General features: G+C 32.4%; 13 protein-coding genes and 3 tRNA genes. 5 read left to right on the top strand and 11 right to left on the bottom strand.

Annotated features, from left to right (window positions below; translation table 11 throughout):
- Positions 1-51 precede the first annotated feature (51 nt).
- Positions 52-1,473, top strand: a complete 1,422-nt coding sequence (gene pyk / locus CLAVI_RS04625) for a pyruvate kinase (protein ID WP_194844425.1) — start codon at positions 52-54, stop codon at positions 1,471-1,473.
- Here the strand turns inward: pyk and CLAVI_RS04620 are convergent.
- The 11 genes from CLAVI_RS04620 to CLAVI_RS04570 all read right to left on the bottom strand — a co-directional run bounded on the left by CLAVI_RS04620 (position 1,470) and on the right by CLAVI_RS04570 (position 11,669).
- The gene (locus CLAVI_RS04620; protein WP_194844424.1) at positions 1,470-2,192 is read right to left on the bottom strand and encodes an RsmE family RNA methyltransferase; all 723 of its coding nucleotides are present in this window, start codon (positions 2,190-2,192) and stop codon (positions 1,470-1,472) included. The genes pyk and CLAVI_RS04620 overlap by 4 nt on opposite strands.
- Before the next feature lie 3 nt (positions 2,193-2,195).
- Complete coding sequence (locus CLAVI_RS04615) at positions 2,196-3,443, bottom strand: YbbR-like domain-containing protein (RefSeq protein WP_194844423.1); 1,248 nt, start codon at positions 3,441-3,443, stop codon at positions 2,196-2,198.
- A 2-nt stretch (positions 3,444-3,445) separates the two neighbouring features.
- Positions 3,446-4,186, bottom strand: a complete 741-nt coding sequence (gene cdaA, locus CLAVI_RS04610) for a diadenylate cyclase CdaA (RefSeq protein ID WP_194844422.1) — start codon at positions 4,184-4,186, stop codon at positions 3,446-3,448.
- 235 nt (positions 4,187-4,421) lie between these two features.
- Complete coding sequence (locus tag CLAVI_RS04605; RefSeq protein WP_194844421.1) at positions 4,422-5,621, bottom strand: SH3 domain-containing protein; 1,200 nt, start codon at positions 5,619-5,621, stop codon at positions 4,422-4,424.
- 93 nt (positions 5,622-5,714) lie between these two features.
- Entirely contained in the window at positions 5,715-6,446 is a 732-nt protein-coding gene (locus CLAVI_RS04600) for a hypothetical protein (protein WP_194844420.1), read from the bottom strand.
- 238 nt (positions 6,447-6,684) lie between these two features.
- A tRNA-Met gene (locus CLAVI_RS04595) sits at positions 6,685-6,758 on the bottom strand.
- Between the two features lie 7 nt (positions 6,759-6,765).
- Positions 6,766-6,838: transfer RNA gene (locus tag CLAVI_RS04590), tRNA-Met, on the bottom strand.
- A 204-nt stretch (positions 6,839-7,042) separates the two neighbouring features.
- Positions 7,043-7,115: transfer RNA gene (locus tag CLAVI_RS04585), tRNA-Met, on the bottom strand.
- 52 nt (positions 7,116-7,167) lie between these two features.
- A complete protein-coding gene (gene leuS / locus CLAVI_RS04580; RefSeq protein ID WP_194844419.1) occupies positions 7,168-9,702 on the bottom strand; it encodes a leucine--tRNA ligase in 2,535 nt (844 codons plus the stop codon).
- 157 nt (positions 9,703-9,859) lie between these two features.
- The gene (gene tgt, locus CLAVI_RS04575; RefSeq protein WP_194844418.1) at positions 9,860-10,993 is read right to left on the bottom strand and encodes a tRNA guanosine(34) transglycosylase Tgt; all 1,134 of its coding nucleotides are present in this window, start codon (positions 10,991-10,993) and stop codon (positions 9,860-9,862) included.
- Positions 10,986-11,669: a queuosine precursor transporter gene (locus CLAVI_RS04570; RefSeq protein WP_194844417.1), complete on the bottom strand. Its 684-nt coding sequence runs from the start codon at positions 11,667-11,669 to the stop codon at positions 10,986-10,988. Before CLAVI_RS04570 ends, tgt begins: the two co-directional genes overlap by 8 nt.
- 150 nt (positions 11,670-11,819) lie before the next feature.
- Here CLAVI_RS04570 and CLAVI_RS04565 point away from each other — a divergent pair, with 150 nt between their 5' ends.
- From CLAVI_RS04565 to gyrA, 4 genes are all read left to right on the top strand, one after another.
- The gene (locus CLAVI_RS04565) at positions 11,820-12,185 is read left to right on the top strand and encodes a hypothetical protein (RefSeq protein ID WP_194844416.1); all 366 of its coding nucleotides are present in this window, start codon (positions 11,820-11,822) and stop codon (positions 12,183-12,185) included.
- 118 nt (positions 12,186-12,303) lie between these two features.
- A complete protein-coding gene (locus tag CLAVI_RS04560) occupies positions 12,304-12,666 on the top strand; it encodes a DciA family protein (protein ID WP_194844415.1) in 363 nt (120 codons plus the stop codon).
- Positions 12,667-12,670: 4 nt separating this feature from the next.
- Complete coding sequence (gyrB, locus tag CLAVI_RS04555) at positions 12,671-15,133, top strand: DNA topoisomerase (ATP-hydrolyzing) subunit B (protein ID WP_194844414.1); 2,463 nt, start codon at positions 12,671-12,673, stop codon at positions 15,131-15,133.
- An 11-nt stretch (positions 15,134-15,144) separates the two neighbouring features.
- Positions 15,145-17,700 carry a DNA topoisomerase (ATP-hydrolyzing) subunit A gene (gyrA, locus tag CLAVI_RS04550; protein WP_228547644.1) on the top strand — a complete coding sequence of 852 codons (2,556 nt, stop codon included), beginning with the start codon at positions 15,145-15,147 and terminating at the stop codon, positions 17,698-17,700.
- The last annotated feature ends 3 nt before the right edge of the window (positions 17,701-17,703 follow it).

The raw sequence follows: 17,703 nt of genomic DNA, 5'->3' as shown, positions 1-17,703 counted from the left end.
AAATATGATAGTGGCAAATTATAAAAAAAAGTAAAAAATGGTGATAGTTTTATGTTTAGTCACACAAAAATTGTATGTACATTAGGGCCTGCTGTTGCAGATAAACAAAAAATCATAGAATTAATCGATGCAGGTATGAATGTTGCTAGATTAAATTTTAGTCATGGAGATTATGAAACACATGGCAATTTTATTAGATTAATTAAAGAAATTAGAGAATCTTTAAGTGTACCGCTTGCTATTTTATTAGATACAAAAGGGCCAGAAATTCGTTTAGGACATATTAAAGATAATAAAATTTCTGTTAATAATGGTGATCGAATCAAGTTAGTTAAAAAAGATGTGGAAGGAACATGTGCAGCTATTTCATTAACACCATCTGATTTAATTGATTGTGTGACAGTAGGTACTCAAGTCTTAATTGATAATGGTTATATATTGGCACATGTTATAGCTACTGAAGAAGGCGCTATTGAGTTAGAAATTGATCATGGAGGGGTAATATCATCGCGTAAATCTTTAACTTTTAAGGGTGTTGAAGCGCCTATTTCTTTTTTAACTGAAAAAGATAAAGAAGATATTATATTTGGATGCGCTCAAGATATTGACTGGATTGCAGCTTCTTTTGTTCGTTGTGGGCAAGATATCTCTTCTTTAAGAGATCTTGTTGAAAAAGAAGGAAAACCAGCGATTAAAATAATGGCAAAAATTGAGCATCCTTCTGGATTAGAAAATTTTCAAGATATTGTTCTTCTTGCAGATGGTATTATGGTTGCGCGGGGAGATTTAGGTGTTGAAACATCTTTAGTAGAAGTGCCTATATTTCAAAAGCGTATGTTAAAAAGTTGTCTTTCACATGGTAAAACTAGTGTAACAGCTACGCAAATGTTAGAATCAATGATTACTAATCCAATACCTACTCGTGCAGAAATTTCAGATGTAGCTAATGCTGTGTGCGATCATACATCAGCTGTAATGTTATCAGCTGAAACAGCAGCAGGAAATTATCCTAAAAATGCTGTGATGTTTATGAAAAATACTATTATAGCTACAGAAAAAGAATTTTTAAAAAAAGATCATTATGAAAATCCACTTTTTTTTAAAAATGTTATTCTTCCCTCTCAGGCTATTTTAAGTGCTTTAGATCCTATTTCTTCAGCTCCACATATTAAAGCAATCATTGTGTTTACTAAAGATGGTTTTTTACCGCGACAAGTTTCTGGCATTTGTTTGGCAATTCCAATTATTGCAGTCACAGACAATGAGCAATTATTTCATCAAATGGCATTAGAAAGAGGTATTTTACCATGCCTAATTAAAGATAGTGGTTGTTGGAAAAAATCTGCAGTATTACAAGGAATTCGACATCATATAATGGCTGCAGAAGATTATCTTATTATACTAGAAAAAGAAGGAACACCAGATGAATGTGATAGCCTTTTCGTCAAAGCTGTAGGAGATTTATTAATTTAAAGATCTTCTTGATGCCTAAGAAGGGCAGCTACAACTAAAGAAGCAGTATCTGTTTTAAGAATAAATGGATGTAATTTTGTGCCTTTGGCTCCAAGGGCACGTATATGCTTTTCTTCAAATTCTGATAATCCAGATTCAGGACCAATAATAAATCCTAGATCTTGATTAAGATGTTCTTTGTGTAAAGATACAAAAGGTGGTGCTGTTGGGCTTAAATCACCAAAATAACATAAAGGAGGTAATTCATTGATTTTCCATTTAAGAATATTTTTTACAACAGAAATGGAAGGCAAGTCAGTACGGCCACATTGTTTCATGGCAGAAATAGCAAGTGTTTGAAGACGAGTTAATCGATTAGGACTTAATTGTTGGATTTCACTTTTTTCTCCAGGGAAAAAAATAAAATGATTAATACCTAATTCTGTACCTTTTTCTACAATTAAATCTAAGCGATGGGGACGAGGTAATGCTTGATAGAGGGTTAGTATAGATTTTTTTGGGAAAACTGTAACATTAATAACTTCTAAAGATACTTTATGAGCAGAAATTTTTATAATTTGGCATTGAGCTAATTCAGAACAACCATTAACTATTTCTATTATGTCACCCTCTGAACTTTTCATAACTCTTATTATATGATGAAATTCTTTAGGATCATCAAGAATAAAAATTAATTTATTAGAAAGAGGTACATTACAAAAAAAGCGATCAGCTGGCATTTTTTATCCTTTATCATCATGTGGTTCTAGCAAAACAGTATTATTTCTATTAAGGTCTATATTCAAATTTAAAGGTTTTCCAGAAGCAGTATAAAGTAAAAGTTCTCTAAGGTATTCTTGAAAACGTAATCTTAATGATAGTTCTTTTTCTTCTTGAGCTTTTGTAAATAAATCATGGTCATCTTCCTTTAAAGAAACTTTTACAAAAGTATTCTCTAAAAATTTATGATTTATAACTTCAATGCTATGATTAATTTGAATATTATTATCGTGATTAGAAATTACTATAGCTAGTAATAAGTGGTCAGAAACAATATCTAAAAAAAGACGACTAACATTTTTTACAAATAGAGGAATGGAAAGTACTTTAAAGCCATTTTCTTCTTCAATAATTCCTCCTGTTCCTAGTTCATACAAATGAGGATTAAAATTAGTAGAGGTATTTTTAGGAAAAAAAAGAATTACAGGAATTTTTTTTTCAAGAGCAATCAATTCTTGTCTTAAAAAAACTATCCGTAAATTATCTGAATGAGGATCATTTAATGGAGTAAGAGCATTGCCTTTAAAAGAAATAGGTATTTGCTTCCATATTTCTGGAATTAAAAAAGATATTTCATGATTAAGGTTATTTTCTTCATATAATTCAGAAAGTTCTTTTTTTGAAATATTATTCATATTAAAACAAAGCTCTAATCCTTGTTGTTTTAATTTTTTTACAGGCTCTAAAGGCCCAGTAACTTCTTGAGAAAGTATTTTTGGAAAAACATCTAAGTACTGATAGCCAGTAGGCGCATGTCCAATAGGAGGTTTGACAGATATGATAATTCTTTCAGTAACAAGAGGTGAAAGATTAATAAATACATCATTAGCTAGTATGGTTTGAAGGTTATTTTGAATATCTGAATGATGATGAACACCTACTAAATTGCGTTTATCAAATGAAGCTACCCAACTTTCTCGTCGTCCTTCAGCATTAATAACTAATTCAAGATCAGAATTACGTAATTCAGAAACAAGTTTTTTATTTCCACTTAAAGTAATAGATACCTTTTTTTCTAATATTCCATCAGGTAATAGACCTATGACAGTTTGGTCTGGTACGAGATTAATAATACGTATTGGAATATCTGAAATGGTGCGAGTTAATGTAATGGTTTGATTTACTAAAACCCAGATAATGATAGCAAAAATTAAAGAAACACTTAATTGCTTCCATTTTAAAAACAAAAAATTTTTGAAAGAGGATTTCATGATTAACCAAGGAAGGAGTTAAAAAATTTACGAGGATGTTCATTAAAAAAGACACTTCGTAAAATGGCTTTAAAACGATCAATTTTAATACCCCGAGTTAAAATACCATTACGAGAAATAGAAACCTTACCAGTTTCTTCAGACACCATGACCACAATAGCATCACATTTTTGACTTGCTCCTAAAGCAGCGCGATGACGAGTTCCCATAGATGCTGATAATTGAGAAGTATCATGTGATAAAGGTAGGATAGCTTTAGCTGATATAATTGTTGTTCCTTTGATAATGACAGCTCCATCATGAAGAGGAGAAGATGGATGAAAAATGGCCTCCAATAATTCAGCTGAAAAATTAGCATTAAGACTTATTGATGATAAGACTATGCTTTCATAGGATTCTTGATTTTCTAAAACAAATAAAGCCCCTATTTGTCTTTCAGAAAAGCTATAAACACAAGCAGAAAATTCACTAATAAATGGGTCTGCTTCACTAATTACTCGATATTTTCTTCCTCTAATTTTAATTTTTGAAAGAGCTAATCGAATTTCTGGTTGAAAAATAATGAAAACAGCAATGGCAGCTATATTCACAACATGAAGCATAAGTTTTTTTATAACTGGAAGATTAAATTCAGTAGCTATAAAAAAAATGAATAAAAAAACAAGGAAACCAAAGACAACATCCATAGCTCTAGTTCCCCAAAAAAATTTAAGAAGATAATTGAGCATGAGCCATATGAACATAATTTCAAAAAACGGAATAAGAACATATATCACAATATTGCCTCACTTTCATTAAAAGGGCTTTTCGTATCTTAAACACCATAAGATTTGTTAAAAGGATAAAAATTATTTAATCGACGCGATAGTATACTCATTTTTAGTCTTCTTAATAAGAAACGTATCAACTTCAAATAGATAAAAATTTATTAAATATCAAAAAAATAAAATTTTAATTGTTTTTATTGCATATTTTTAATCAATTGCGATTATTTGCAGTTGTTGTTTCTAAAACAAAATAAGCAGGGAAAGCAAAATGATTATTGGGCCGAGAAACACAAATTATAGAAACTTGTTTGCCAACAAATTTATCTAAATCTATACATGTGCTATATAAAAAAGCTACAGGTAAGCCATTATTGCGCAACAAAAAATCACCTGGACAATTTTTTGCTATACGATTATAGGGTTCAACTATACCTGACAAGACAATGCTATTCTCTCTTTCAGCAGCATAAAATTCTTTTTTGGAAAAGGTGCTATCTTCTTTCATGGTTATCCAAAGAGAGCATAAGGCATCTTCTAAAGGAACCCATGCTAACATTTTTTCACTCAATAAGGGTGATGTAGAATCATTTTTTAAAGGTAATAGTTCAGTAGCAGAGTCTTCTGTATTTGGTTCTTTAATCGATGACTTTCCAGAAAGAAAAGAAAGTTTTTTTTGAATATATTGAGAATAAACTTTTTCCCAGGCCTCATTTGCAAAGCGTTGAATTTCTAAAAGATCTTTAGCGCCTTCAGATTTAAAAAATTCGAAATCTTTCTTTATTAACTCAAAATTTACAGCTTCAAAAGGTTTTTCAAGTTCTTTTTCAGCTATAATGATGGCTGTAGATAATAAGTTTTTGGCTTTTTCTGTTCTTTTTCGAATATCAGCCATAAGGTGGATAGAGCCTTTTTTTTCTACAAATTGTTTGGCTAAATAAAAATGACACATTGATGGAATTTCTATCTCAAACCATTGATCGACAGCAGCAGATGTAATATTAATCTGTTGACCTTTGGTTAATTGACCAATAATAGGCGCTTCAAGACCTGGAAAAAGACGAATATTGATGCGCTTACCTGTAACAACTCCATCAGCAACTAAAGTTTCAAATACATATCCACGCATATCTTCTAAAGGTTGTATTTTATAAAAATCTCCATCTTCTCCTACAACAGTAACTGCTTGACCTAAAGAAATTTCCCTAGCTATATACGATTGGGTGCTAGAGCCAGTGCGTAACCGTACTTTATTATCTGTAATTGAACCAGTAAAAGGCTCAAAAACAACAGTAGAAGCAACTATTTGACCACTATCAGGATTAATGGTGTTACCTAATAAATGAGCTTGGTTAAAACAAGCACATGAAAGGCAAAAAGTAAGAGCCAAAAGAACTGGTGCCTTTTTTGACATGCGAACAATCTCCTGATAAATCTTCGAGTTTCAGAACGTTTTTAAGTTTTCTATGTTAGATGTAGTGCAAGCAAAAATCACTATCATATTAAATCAGCTGTATAACACAGCTTTAATGTGTTCGCAATCTTTTTGTCCACACGTACAACCTATAGGATCACCTAAGAATACATTATACTGTTCATTAGGATCTAGAGGATTAATTACTGTAAATAAATTATCACCTGTTTGAGCTATTTCCCATGAAGAAAAATTTAATTCTTCATCTTTCACATCTTCTTCACTGTGAATAGATCGACTAGTTTGACAATGGATACATGTACAATGTGGTTCTGGATTTGGAAAAAGTTTGAGATTTCCATTGGTTACCACATGGACAATTCCTATCATTTTTTCTAAACTATCTTGATCTAAAAGAGGGTGATTATTTTGTGCAGAATTATGTTGTAAAATCATTTCAATACCTTCTAATCCTTCTATATTTGGAATTATAGTCTTACTAGAGTTACCAGAAAAGTCATTACCAAAATTACTCAACATTTGTTGCAGTAAAACACCAATTGTTTTTGATAATGGTGCTTCTTTGGTTTGAGGAAGCATTTTTGAAGCTTGATTTAGGTGTTGTAAATGCTCTAAAAATGCAATGTCAATTACTCCAGAAGCTAAGTTAGGTATCTGTACAACAAAACCATTATGTAAATGTAAAATTAATATAGGTTTTTTTGTTTCCACATCTTCTTCGGTACGAATAAGAGAAACTTGATCCCAATGTGTAGAAATATATGGAGGTATACAAATTAGATTTTCTGTAATTTTTATATTCATAAGCTTTCATCTTTGATTAGAGATTTTTATTTTTTTTGTTATTTGGATTATTTTATTTTAAATATTGATTTTTGGCCAAGAAATTAGCAGTCATTCTTGTTGAGCGCCAAAAAAAACTGTGTTTACCTAGAGGGATTTATTAAAAAAAACTCAAACATAAGGGGTAACAAAACAAAGCGCTAATAAAGAAAAGTAAATATTCAATTAAAAATGTAAGAAAGAAATTTCCTAATAAGAGTAGCGGTAGTCGGATTCGAACCAACGACCCACAGATTATGATTCTGTTGCTCTAACCAACTGAGCTATACCGCCTCTAAAATAGCGGGAGAAGGATTCGAACCTCCGGCCTTTGGGTTATGAGCCCAACGAGATAACCTCTACTCTATCCCGCGATAGATGACAGATGTTACTGCATTAGGACTATTTTAAACAAGCAACATATGCATAAATTTACATGAAAAAAAATGATCATTAATAAAACGCAAAAAAATCCTGAGCCTTTTTATAAGCAGCAAATTCTTATGAACACATGATAATTGAGTAATCGAATTAAAATCATTGCACATAACTGAAAAAAAACATGCAATTCAAGAAAATAGCGGGAGAAGGATTCGAACCTCCGGCCTTTGGGTTATGAGCCCAACGAGATAACCTCTACTCTATCCCGCGATCAAAGAGAGATCATATTATATTGCATGCATTTTATACAATAAAAAAGAAATTAAATAACAAAATTAATCAATTTTCCTGGTATGAAAATAGTTTTTTTTGGTGAAGAAGTCATGTATTTACTGATTTTAGGTTGCTCCAAGGCTTGTTTTATAATACATGCTTGGGGGGTATTATTTTTTATTGATATGTTATCACGTAATTTACCATTTACTTGAATTGCATAAATTATCACGTCAGTTATAAGGTATTTTTCATCTGCTATAGGCCAATTAGCTTGATCTATACCTGGTTTTTCTCCTAATAAAATCCATGCTTCTTCTGCAGCGTGAGGAGCAAATGGAGAAAGGACTTTTGTCACCATTTTTAAAGCTTTTTTTGATTGAATAGAAAGAGAGGAAAAATCATTCAAAAATTCCATGAATCGAGCTATGGCTGTATTGAAAGACATATCTTCTAAATCTTTAGTGACAAAAAATACTAATTTATGTGCTAAAGATAAACTTTCTTCATTATCTACATCAGTTAAATTTTTAGAGGAAACTAAAGCAAAAAAACGATTTAAAAATCGACGACAGCCATTGACCCCATCGTTATTCCATGTTTTTTCTTTTTCTAAAGGACCTGCAAACATTGCATACATACGCATCGCATCAGCGCCATACTCCTCAAGTAATTCTAAAGGATTAATGCCATTTAATTTTGACTTAGACATTTTTTCTGTACGTTTTTCGAGAAGATCCAAAGTTCCTTTTTTATAAAATAGTCCATCAGGGCCATTTTCAACATTTTTAGGATCAATATAAAGGCCTGAATTATCTTTATAAGCAGGAGACATGATCAGTCCCTGATTGATCAATTTATGAAATGGCTCTTTTGTAGAGACTAAGTTAAGATCATAAAGGACTTTATGCCAAAAACGGGCGTATAAAAGATGTAAGACAGCGTGTTCAGCACCACCTACATAAAGATCAACAGATCCCCAATATTGTTCAGCTTGTTTGTCCCAAGCTTTATCTTTATTGTTAGGATCACAAAATCGTAAATAATACCAAGAGGATCCAGCCCATTGAGGCATTGTATTGGTCTCTCTAAAACCTTCTTTTCCAGTTATAGGATCTTGTTGTATATGGACCCATTCTTTAGATTTAGCTAAGGGGCTTTTTCCTGAATCATCAGGATGATAATCTTCCAAAGTTGGAGGAAGTAAGGGTAATTCATCTGCATTTAATATACGACCAGAGCCATCTTTAAAATGAATAAATGGGATAGGCTCTCCCCAATAACGTTGTCTTGAAAAAAGCCAATCTCTAATTTTATAACAAACTTGATATTTTCCTAAGTGTTGTTCTTCAATAAATGCTGTTAGTTTATCACGACCTTCTTTGGTTGACATACCATTAATATCAATCCCATTAAATGAAGAATTTTGACAAATACCATCACCTTCCCAGCAACTAAATCCTTGCCTTACTTCTTCTTGAAGGGAGTGATCATATGGAATTATTACAGGAATAAAAGGAATATCATGAGCGATGGCAAATTCAAAATCTCTTTGATCATGAGCAGGAACTCCCATTACAGCGCCTGTTCCATAACCAGGTAAAACATAATCAGCAATCCAAATTGGAATTTTTTTTGTTGTATCTAGTGGATTGATAACATAGGCACCAGTAAATACGCCCTTTTTTTCAACAATTTTTTTTAATCTATCTCGTTCGCTGCAAAGTTTGGCTTTAGTTAAATAATTTGTTACAGCAATGCGGCAGTTTTCTGTAATTAAAGATTCAATTAAAGGGTGTTCTGGACTGATGGCGATAAAAGAAATACCACCTAAAGTTTCTATCCGAGAAGAAAAAATTTCTAAAGAAAATGTTTTTAGTAAATTATGAAATATTAAGGAAGTGCCTTCGCTACGACCAATCCAATATTTTTGTAATTTTTTTAAACTTTCTGGCCAGTCTAATTCTTTTAAATCTTCTTCTAATCGATCTGCATAATGAGTGATACGTAACATCCATTGTTTAAGCATTCGCTTTTCAATAGGATAACCACCTTCTTTTGAAACGCCATTATCGATCTCTTCGTTAGACAAAACAGTTTTTAAATGAGGGCAGAAATTAACAGGGATATTACTTTCAAAGGCTAAGCCTTTATTATATAATTGTATAAAAATCCATTGAGTCCATTTATAATAATCTGAATCACTGGTTGTGATTTCTCTGCTCCAATCATAGGAATATCCCATAGCTTTTAGTTGAAAGCGAAAGGTGTCAATATTTTTTTTTGTGGTAATGGAAGGGTGAATCCCTGTTTTTAAAGCATATTGTTCTGCAGGTAACCCAAAGCTATCCCAGCCCATTGGATGCAAGACATTGAATCCAATCGAACGCTTATAACGAGCTATAATATCTGTTGCTGTATAACCTATTAAATGCCCCACATGCAGGCCACTACCTGAGGGATATGGGAACATATCTAGTACATAATATTTAGGTTTTTTAGCATCTTCTTTTGTTAAAAAAATTGCGTTATCTTCCCAAAATTTTTGCCATTTTTTTTCTATTAAAACAGGATCATATATCATAATAATGAGGGGTGGGTAAGATTTTATAATTTATTGAAAAAAGAGAATATATAATAGTCTTTCAATAAAATCCAAGAAATCACTTCAACATCACATTTAGATCATCAAACATGTATTATGATTAAGAAATAGTAATGTAAAAAAATGATCACTAGTTTTAAATAAGATTTTTTAAAATATCTAAGCGAATTTTTTCCATCATATCTACCATGTATTGTAAATTATGAATAGAAGCTAAAGATAAACCAGCAAGTTCATTAGACTTAAATAAATGATGAATATAGGCGCGATGATGTTTTTGACATGTAAGGCATTTGCATAAAGAATCAATTTTATTAAAATCATTAGCATATTGTCTTTTTTCAATCTTCAAAGGACCTTCAGAAGTAAATAATGTTCCATGCCGAGCAGCTTTAGTGGGATAGGAGCTATCAAAAGAGTCAATACCATACTGAACTAAATTTTTTATAGAAGTAGGGTCTCCAATTCCTAATAGGTGTACAGGTTTTTCTGGAGGAAGGTGGTTTCTTGTAAATTTAACAATAGTATCAAGTTCTTCTTTGGTCTTTCCAACGCTACCCCCAATTGCAAATCCATTAAAAGACATGTCAGATAAAACATCACAGCTATATTTACGTAGATCTAAATTAGGACCCCCATGGACAACTCCATACATAGCTTGCTTTCTAGGATCTTTTAAATGTGTATCTAAAGAACGCTTTTCCCATCTATGCGTTCTGTTTAAAGATTCCTTTAAATACTCTTGATCAACATGATAGGGTAGAAGTTCATCTAGAGGGATAATAATGTCTGCGCCCAAATTTTTCTGAGTAGTAACTGAATTTTCTGGAGTTAATAAAATAGCTTTACCATCTCGGTATGATCGAAATAAAACACCTTCTTCAGTAATTTTTAATACACAACCAGAGCCTTTTTGTTTTCCTTTACTTTTTAATTCTTCAAACACAGAGCCATAAGCAAGGCTAAAAACTTGAAATCCTCCTGAATCTGTAATCAAAGGAGCTGAATGGTTCATAAAATTATGTAATCCCCCAGCAAGAGATATTGTTTCAGGTCCAGGTTGAAGAAGTAGGTGATAAGTATTGCAAAACATTAGTTCGATGTTAGGAAAAGGATTTAATAAGCTTTCAGGTACACCTTTTAATGAAGCATTGGTGGCAACAGGAACAAAGCAGGGGGTATTAATTACTCCATGAGGGGTTATAATTTGACCTAACTTGGCTTTAGATTTAGATGATTGATGAAGAATTTTAAAGCTAAAATCAGGCATAATATTTTCTCACTTTGCGCGCACAGACAATAGCAGGCGTAGAAATTAATGCAATTACAAGTTTAACTAAAAAAACAGAATAAATAATACTCCATAAAGGAGTTATAACGCCATACAGAGCTAAAAAAGAAAATAAAATACCATCAACAGCATGTGCGACCATATAACATATAAAAAATCTTAAAAACGTATATTTTGAAGAAAAATACGTTTTTAATTTTTTAAATAAAAATATATTTAATATTTGCATTATTAGGAAGGCAATGCATGAGGCGCAAGCAACTCTAAAATTTAAAAGAAACACTATTTTAAGGTGAGGATGCGCTATATCATGAAGAGAAGGTGTATAAAGCAGTTGAAAAGAAGACAAAAGAGCGAAAATACAAGAAATAATCATAGAAATTTTTAAATTATCTCTACTTTCTTGAGGAGAAAAAAATTCACTAAAGAAATTTATGGATAAAACGTATGCTACAGCCATAACATTGCCCAATGTTAGGTGTAATCCATATACAGATATTTGCTCAATTACAAAGATATTCATGGTGATTAATAAAAGGATATTCCATGCAAATAGCCATTTTGCGCCAAGGCATAAAAAAATTAGTGTTAAAGAGAATATAACAACAGATTCTATGCCTAAAAGTAAAAAATTATCTAAAAAAAAATGAAACATTATTGGGTCTAAGTAAAAAAAAGAGCCTTTATTAAATCTAATTTCTAAATTTTTAGTCATTATTTTTTAAAACGAAAGACCTAGTTTTTTTTCTGGATTACTGGTAAAAGATAAAATCTTTTTTTTATTTAGATCTTAAGAGGTGATACTATGTCGAGCGGCTTTTGTTCAACTATTCGTTCTTGCTGTTTCTCAGTTGTTAATTGTCCTTTATCTACAATGAAGATAAACCCTGATAATAAACCTCGTGTTGCAACTTGTGTTAGTATTTCTTTAATTATAGTAGGTATTTTATTATCTTTATTAGGTTTATTAACATTATCTGGAGGTCTCTCTTTTGTTTCAGCTGGATTTGGTGTTTCTTTATTAATAATAGGTTTTGGATTTTTATCAATTTGTTTAGGTAGTATTTGTTGTTCTGTTCGAAAAAAAATGATGCAAGAAGCTGAATTAGCAAAGCAACCAGCATTGAATTTGGCAGCTTTGCAAAGCTTGTTTACCTCGCCAGTAACATAATTTTAAAAAAGATTTTTATTGAATAAATAAAAAAAAAGCATATATGTCTTCTAAAATATGCTTGCCTGATCCTTTCCTTATGGGTTATATTGATGGCCTATCTTTATAGATTGACATCATGAGTTTTCCTAAAAATAAAAAGAAATTTTTTAAAAATTTTCACAGAACTGGTAATTATGATCAGAAGAAAGTGACTTCGAAGCACATGAGTGATGTTGCAGAAAAGTGGCTAGATTCCTTGAAACGTTTGCGTAAAACTCGCCCAGATTTGATTTTAGCTGCTTGGCCCAGGATTGTTGGTCCAGAAATGGCAGTTAATACTCAAGCAGTGTCTTTTTTAAAAGGTATTTTAACTGTTAAAGTAAAAAATTCTGTTTCTTATAGTATTTTACAACAGTATGATAAACAGATTTTATTAAAATCTCTTTGTGAAGAATTTCCAGAGCTTTTGATAGAATCAATACAATTTCGTTTAGGATAACCTCATGAGTGAACAAGATCTTTCTTCAAGATGCAGAACTTCTAAAGATTATAATGCCAGTGCTATTACAGTGCTTGAAGGTTTACAGGCAGTTAGAGAGCGGCCAGGTATGTATATTGGAGATACAGGATCTGGTGGATTACATCACTTAGTGTATGAAGTTATAGATAACAGTATTGATGAAGCAATGGCAGGCTATTGCTCTTCAATACTTGTGGTTATACATGAAGATAATAGTGTTACTGTAGAAGATAATGGACGAGGAATTCCTATAGAAATACATGAAAAAGAATCCATAAAAGCAGGTAGAGATATCTCTGCTTTAGAAGTTGTTCTTACAGTTCTTCATGCAGGAGGAAAATTTGATAAAGATACTTATAAGGTGTCAGGAGGTCTTCATGGCGTAGGTGTTTCTTGCGTTAATGCTTTATCTGAATATTTTCTTGTCACAATTTTTAAAAATAATCAAATGTATGAAATGACTTTTTCAGAAGGAAAACCTCTTTGTGTTTTACAAGAAAAAGGAGCAACAGAAAAGCAGGGAACACGCATTACATTTAGACCAGATACTACGCTGTTTTCAGTCTTAGAGTTTGATGCTAACATTTTAATTAAACGTTTTCGTGAGTTAGCTTTTTTAAATAAAGGTATCACTATTAATTTTGTTGATGAAAGGGATGGTGGATCAGAAAATCTTCAATTTTGTTATGAAGGTGGGTTAGTATCTTTTGTTGAATATCTTAATGAAAACAAGGAAAGTTTATTACCTACACCAATTTGTTTTTCTCAAACTAAGCAAGGAAATGATGGGCCGATCGTTTTTGAGGCTGCTTTACAATGGAATACAGGGTATCAAGAGCTTCTTTGTTCCTATGTTAATAATATTCCAACTCGTCAAGGAGGCTCTCATTTAACTGGATTTTCAACTGCTTTAACACGTGTTTTAAATTTATATATTAAAAATCATAATTTACTTAAAAATGACAAAATAGCACTGACTGGTGAAGATATGAGAGAAGGTCTTTCTGCTATCATTTCAGTTAAGGTTGCTAATCCACAGTTTGAGGGCCAGACAAAACAACGTTTAAGTAATGGTGATGTAGGCACAGTAGCTCAACAAATTACAGGGGAAGCTCTTTCTGAATTTTTAGATCAAAATCCTCAATTAGCTAAAATTATAGTAGAAAAAGCAACTTTAGCAGCCCAAGCAAGAGAAGCTGCTAAAAAAGCTCGTGAATTAACCCTACGTAAAAGTGCTTTAGATAGTGCTCGATTACCTGGAAAATTAATAGATTGTCTTGAAAGGGATCCAGCTAAATGCGAGATTTATATTGTCGAAGGTGACTCTGCAGGGGGATCAGCAAAGCAAGGAAGAGATCGTAAATTTCAAGCTATACTGCCTATTCGAGGAAAAATTTTAAATGTTGAAAAAGCACGTTTACAGAAAGTATTTCAAAATCAAGAAATAGGTTCTATTATTGCTGCTTTAGGGTGTGGCATTGGATCAGATAATTTTAATGTTGAAAAACTACGTTACCATCGTATTATTATTATGACAGATGCTGATGTAGATGGTTCTCATATTAGAACATTATTATTAACTTTCTTTTATCGACATATGCCTTCTTTAGTAGAAAATAATTTTATTTATATTGCTCAACCTCCTTTATATAAAGTTAGTAAAAGAAAAGAATTTAAATATATTCTTTCTGAAAGAGAAATGGATGAATATATTTTGGAGTTAGGCACGAAAGAAGCTGATATTTTCTTAGAACATAGTGATACACCTCTTAGTGATGTAGATAAAGAAGCATTAAAAAGTCTAATCATTGATTTTGAATCTTTTGAGCAAAGTATTGAAAGAAAAGCTATTCCATTTAAAGAATTTTTGGAAGCTGGAATTTCCAAAGGGAGTTATCCAACGCATGTAGCTGTAAGAACTAAAGGTGATAGAGGCAGGGGATTTGTGTTTGTTTTTTCAGATGAAGAAGCACAAGCGCTTGTTCAAGAACAAGAATCTGTTGAAGCAAATACTAATAAAGAGGAATTAGCAATTATTGAGCTATATAAGCCAGGTACATTAGTGAAATTTACAGAACGATTAATGCCATTTGGTTGTACTATACAAGATTATGATCTACCTTCAAAAGTATTATTTTGTCACTATACAGAAAAATCTGAATCAAAACCTTTATCTACATTAAAGGATGTAATGAATTTATTACGTACTTTGGGAAGAAAAGGTATAGATATTCAACGTTATAAAGGGTTAGGAGAAATGAATGCTGACCAACTTTGGGATACTACTATGAATCCTGAATGTCGTACATTAGTGCAAGTAAAGTTATCTGATTTAATGGCAGCAGATCATACCTTTACGATGTTAATGGGTGAAGAAGTCCCTCCACGGCGAGCTTTTATTGAAAGTCATGCGTTGTGTATTAAAATGAATAACCTTGATATCTAGGAGAAATTACAGTGTTAAATGATAGTCATGAGTCAGTAATTTCTCGTAATCTCGAAGATGAGATGAAGGAAAGTTATCTGCGATATTCTATGTCTGTTATCATTGCACGGGCTTTGCCTGATGTGCGTGATGGATTGAAACCTTCGCAACGGCGTATTCTTTTTGCTATGAGGCAATTAAATTTGAATCCAGGCGCAAAGCATAGAAAATGCGCAAAAATTTGTGGGGATACATCTGGGGATTATCATCCACATGGTGAAAGTGTTATATATCCTACCTTAGTGCGGATGGCTCAAGATTGGGCGTTACGTTATCCTTTGGTTGATGGACAAGGAAACTTTGGGTCTATAGATGGTGACCCACCAGCTGCTATGCGTTATACAGAAGCTAGATTAACAAATGGCTCTTTAGAGTTAATGGATGATTTAGATAAAGATACAGTGGATATGGTTCCAAATTATGATGAAACCAAAACAGAACCAGTTGTTTTTCCTTCTAAATTTCCTAATCTTTTATGCAATGGATCTTCAGGTATTGCTGTTGGGATGGCTACTAATATTCCTCCCCATAATTTAAACGAACTTATTCAAGCAGTTTTGCTTATACTTGCAAATCCAGATACTACAATTGCTGAAATTTTAGAAGTTATGCCTGGTCCTGATTTCCCTACAGGAGGAGAAATTTGTGGTAAAGAAATTATTCAAGAAATTTATGCTACAGGTCGAGGAAAACTGCGCTTAAGAGCAACTTTAGCTACTGAAGATCATGCTGAAAATAATAGACAAAGTATTGTTCTTACAGAGATGCCATACAGTGTAAATAAATCTCGTTTAGTGGAACAAATTGCTGATTTGGTAAATGATAAAGTTCTTTCTGGTATTTCAGATGTTCGAGATGAATCTGATAAAGATGGTATTCGTGTTGTTTTAGAGTTAAAAAGAGGTGAGTGTCCAGAAGTAGTTATCAATCAATTGTACCGATTCACTGATATTCAAACGACTTTTGGCGCCAATATGTTGGCTTTAGATAAAAATCTACCAAGAACTATGAGCATAACTAAGATGATCAAAGCTTGGGTTGATCATCGTATGGATGTCATTTGTCGTAGAACACGGTTTGAGCTTGGAAAAGCTGAGGCGAGAGTTCATATCCTTGAAGGATATATTCGAGCTATATCAGTCTTAGATGAAATTGTTAAAGTTATTAAAAATAGTTCAAGTAAAGAAGAAGCTCGCTTACAATTAAGGAGTCGATTTGATTTTTCTGAACGCCAATCCAACGCTGTTTTAGATTTACGATTGTATCAGTTAACAGGACTTGAACATGAAAAAATTCAAAAAGAACATGATGAACTATGTGCTAAAGTTCAAGAATATAAAGCAATATTGTCTGATGATCTTTTAGTTAAAGAAATTATTAAAAATGAGTTAGAAGAAATTAATCGCAAGCACTCTTCTCCTCGTCGTACAAGAATTATCGCAGATATCAATGATTTTCATATGGAAGATATTATTCCTAATGAAGAGGTTATCATTACTGTTTCTCGTGATGATTATGTTAAGCGTATGTCTGTAAGCTTGTTCAAAGAGCAGCGTAGAGGTGGACAAGGGGTAACAGGTGTTGATATTCGTAAAGATAAGGACTTATTAAAAGCTATTTACGCAGCATCAACGCATGATTATTTGCTCATGTTTACCCAATTAGGACAATGTCACTGGGTTAAGGTGTGGCAGTTACCTGAAGGAGAAAGACGTTCTAAAGGACGACCACTTATTAATTTCCTTGAAGGCATCAGTCAAGAAGAGCGGGTTGCAGCAGTATTAAAGGTGAGTGATTTTGAAGAAGGTGGTTATGTCTTTTTAGCAACTAAAAATGGTGTTGTTAAAAAAGTTGCTTTAGCTGCATTCAGTCATCCTCGTAAAAAAGGTATTCGTGCATTAGAAATTGATGAAGGTGACGAACTTATTGCTGCTCGAAGAATTTTAGCTGATACTGATCAAATTATGTTATTTACTCATAGAGGAATGGCAGTGCGCTTTAACCATGATAATGTACGACCCATGGGACGTACAGCTCGTGGAGTTAAAGGTGTAAGTCTTAAGAATCCTTCAGAAGATCGTGTTGTTGCTTGTGAAGTTGTATCTGATCAAAATTTAGATACAGTTTTAGTGGTATGTGAAAATGGATTTGGAAAGCGATCTGCAGTAAGTGATTTTAGGCAAACTCAAAGAGGTGGGCTTGGTGTTCGATCTATTATTATTAGTGAAAGAAATGGTAATGTGTTGAGTGCAGTCACAGTTTCTGATAGTGATGGTATTGTTATGATGTCAGCTTTAGGTCAAGCTATTAGGATTAATATGCATGATGTAAGAGTAATGGGAAGATCTACACAAGGTGTAAGACTGGTTAATTTAAAGGATAGTGATATCTTGGTGGCGATAGAAAAGCTTGCTGAAGGAGTAGTAGAAGAAACTTCCATAAGCATAGATACAGATGAGTCAATGAAGGAAGAGATTTCATTAGCATCTGATATATTATCTGAGCCTGAAGTTAATTCAGTGGAGTAAGTA

It is taken from the genome of Candidatus Clavichlamydia salmonicola, from assembly GCF_015356765.1.
Taxonomy (GTDB): Bacteria; Chlamydiota; Chlamydiia; order Chlamydiales; family Chlamydiaceae; genus Clavichlamydia; species Clavichlamydia salmonicola.
Note: the sequence above shows the minus strand (reverse complement) of the source record. Positions and strands in the feature narration are given on the sequence as shown.

What these genes read in the sequence shown, in the direction of transcription:
- leuS (WP_194844419.1), bottom strand. Translation starts at nt 9,702, where the DNA reads ATGATATATGATCCTGTTTTAATAGAAAAAAAATGGCAAAAATTTTGG.
- pyk (WP_194844425.1), top strand. Translation starts at nt 52, where the DNA reads ATGTTTAGTCACACAAAAATTGTATGTACATTAGGGCCTGCTGTTGCA.
- CLAVI_RS04605 (WP_194844421.1), bottom strand. Translation starts at nt 5,621, where the DNA reads ATGTCAAAAAAGGCACCAGTTCTTTTGGCTCTTACTTTTTGCCTTTCA.
- CLAVI_RS04560 (WP_194844415.1), top strand. Translation starts at nt 12,304, where the DNA reads ATGAGTTTTCCTAAAAATAAAAAGAAATTTTTTAAAAATTTTCACAGA.
- CLAVI_RS04600 (WP_194844420.1), bottom strand. Translation starts at nt 6,446, where the DNA reads ATGAATATAAAAATTACAGAAAATCTAATTTGTATACCTCCATATATT.
- cdaA (WP_194844422.1), bottom strand. Translation starts at nt 4,186, where the DNA reads ATGTTCATATGGCTCATGCTCAATTATCTTCTTAAATTTTTTTGGGGA.
- gyrB (WP_194844414.1), top strand. Translation starts at nt 12,671, where the DNA reads ATGAGTGAACAAGATCTTTCTTCAAGATGCAGAACTTCTAAAGATTAT.
- CLAVI_RS04615 (WP_194844423.1), bottom strand. Translation starts at nt 3,443, where the DNA reads ATGAAATCCTCTTTCAAAAATTTTTTGTTTTTAAAATGGAAGCAATTA.
- CLAVI_RS04620 (WP_194844424.1), bottom strand. Translation starts at nt 2,192, where the DNA reads ATGCCAGCTGATCGCTTTTTTTGTAATGTACCTCTTTCTAATAAATTA.
- CLAVI_RS04565 (WP_194844416.1), top strand. Translation starts at nt 11,820, where the DNA reads ATGTCGAGCGGCTTTTGTTCAACTATTCGTTCTTGCTGTTTCTCAGTT.
- CLAVI_RS04570 (WP_194844417.1), bottom strand. Translation starts at nt 11,669, where the DNA reads ATGTTTCATTTTTTTTTAGATAATTTTTTACTTTTAGGCATAGAATCT.
- tgt (WP_194844418.1), bottom strand. Translation starts at nt 10,993, where the DNA reads ATGCCTGATTTTAGCTTTAAAATTCTTCATCAATCATCTAAATCTAAA.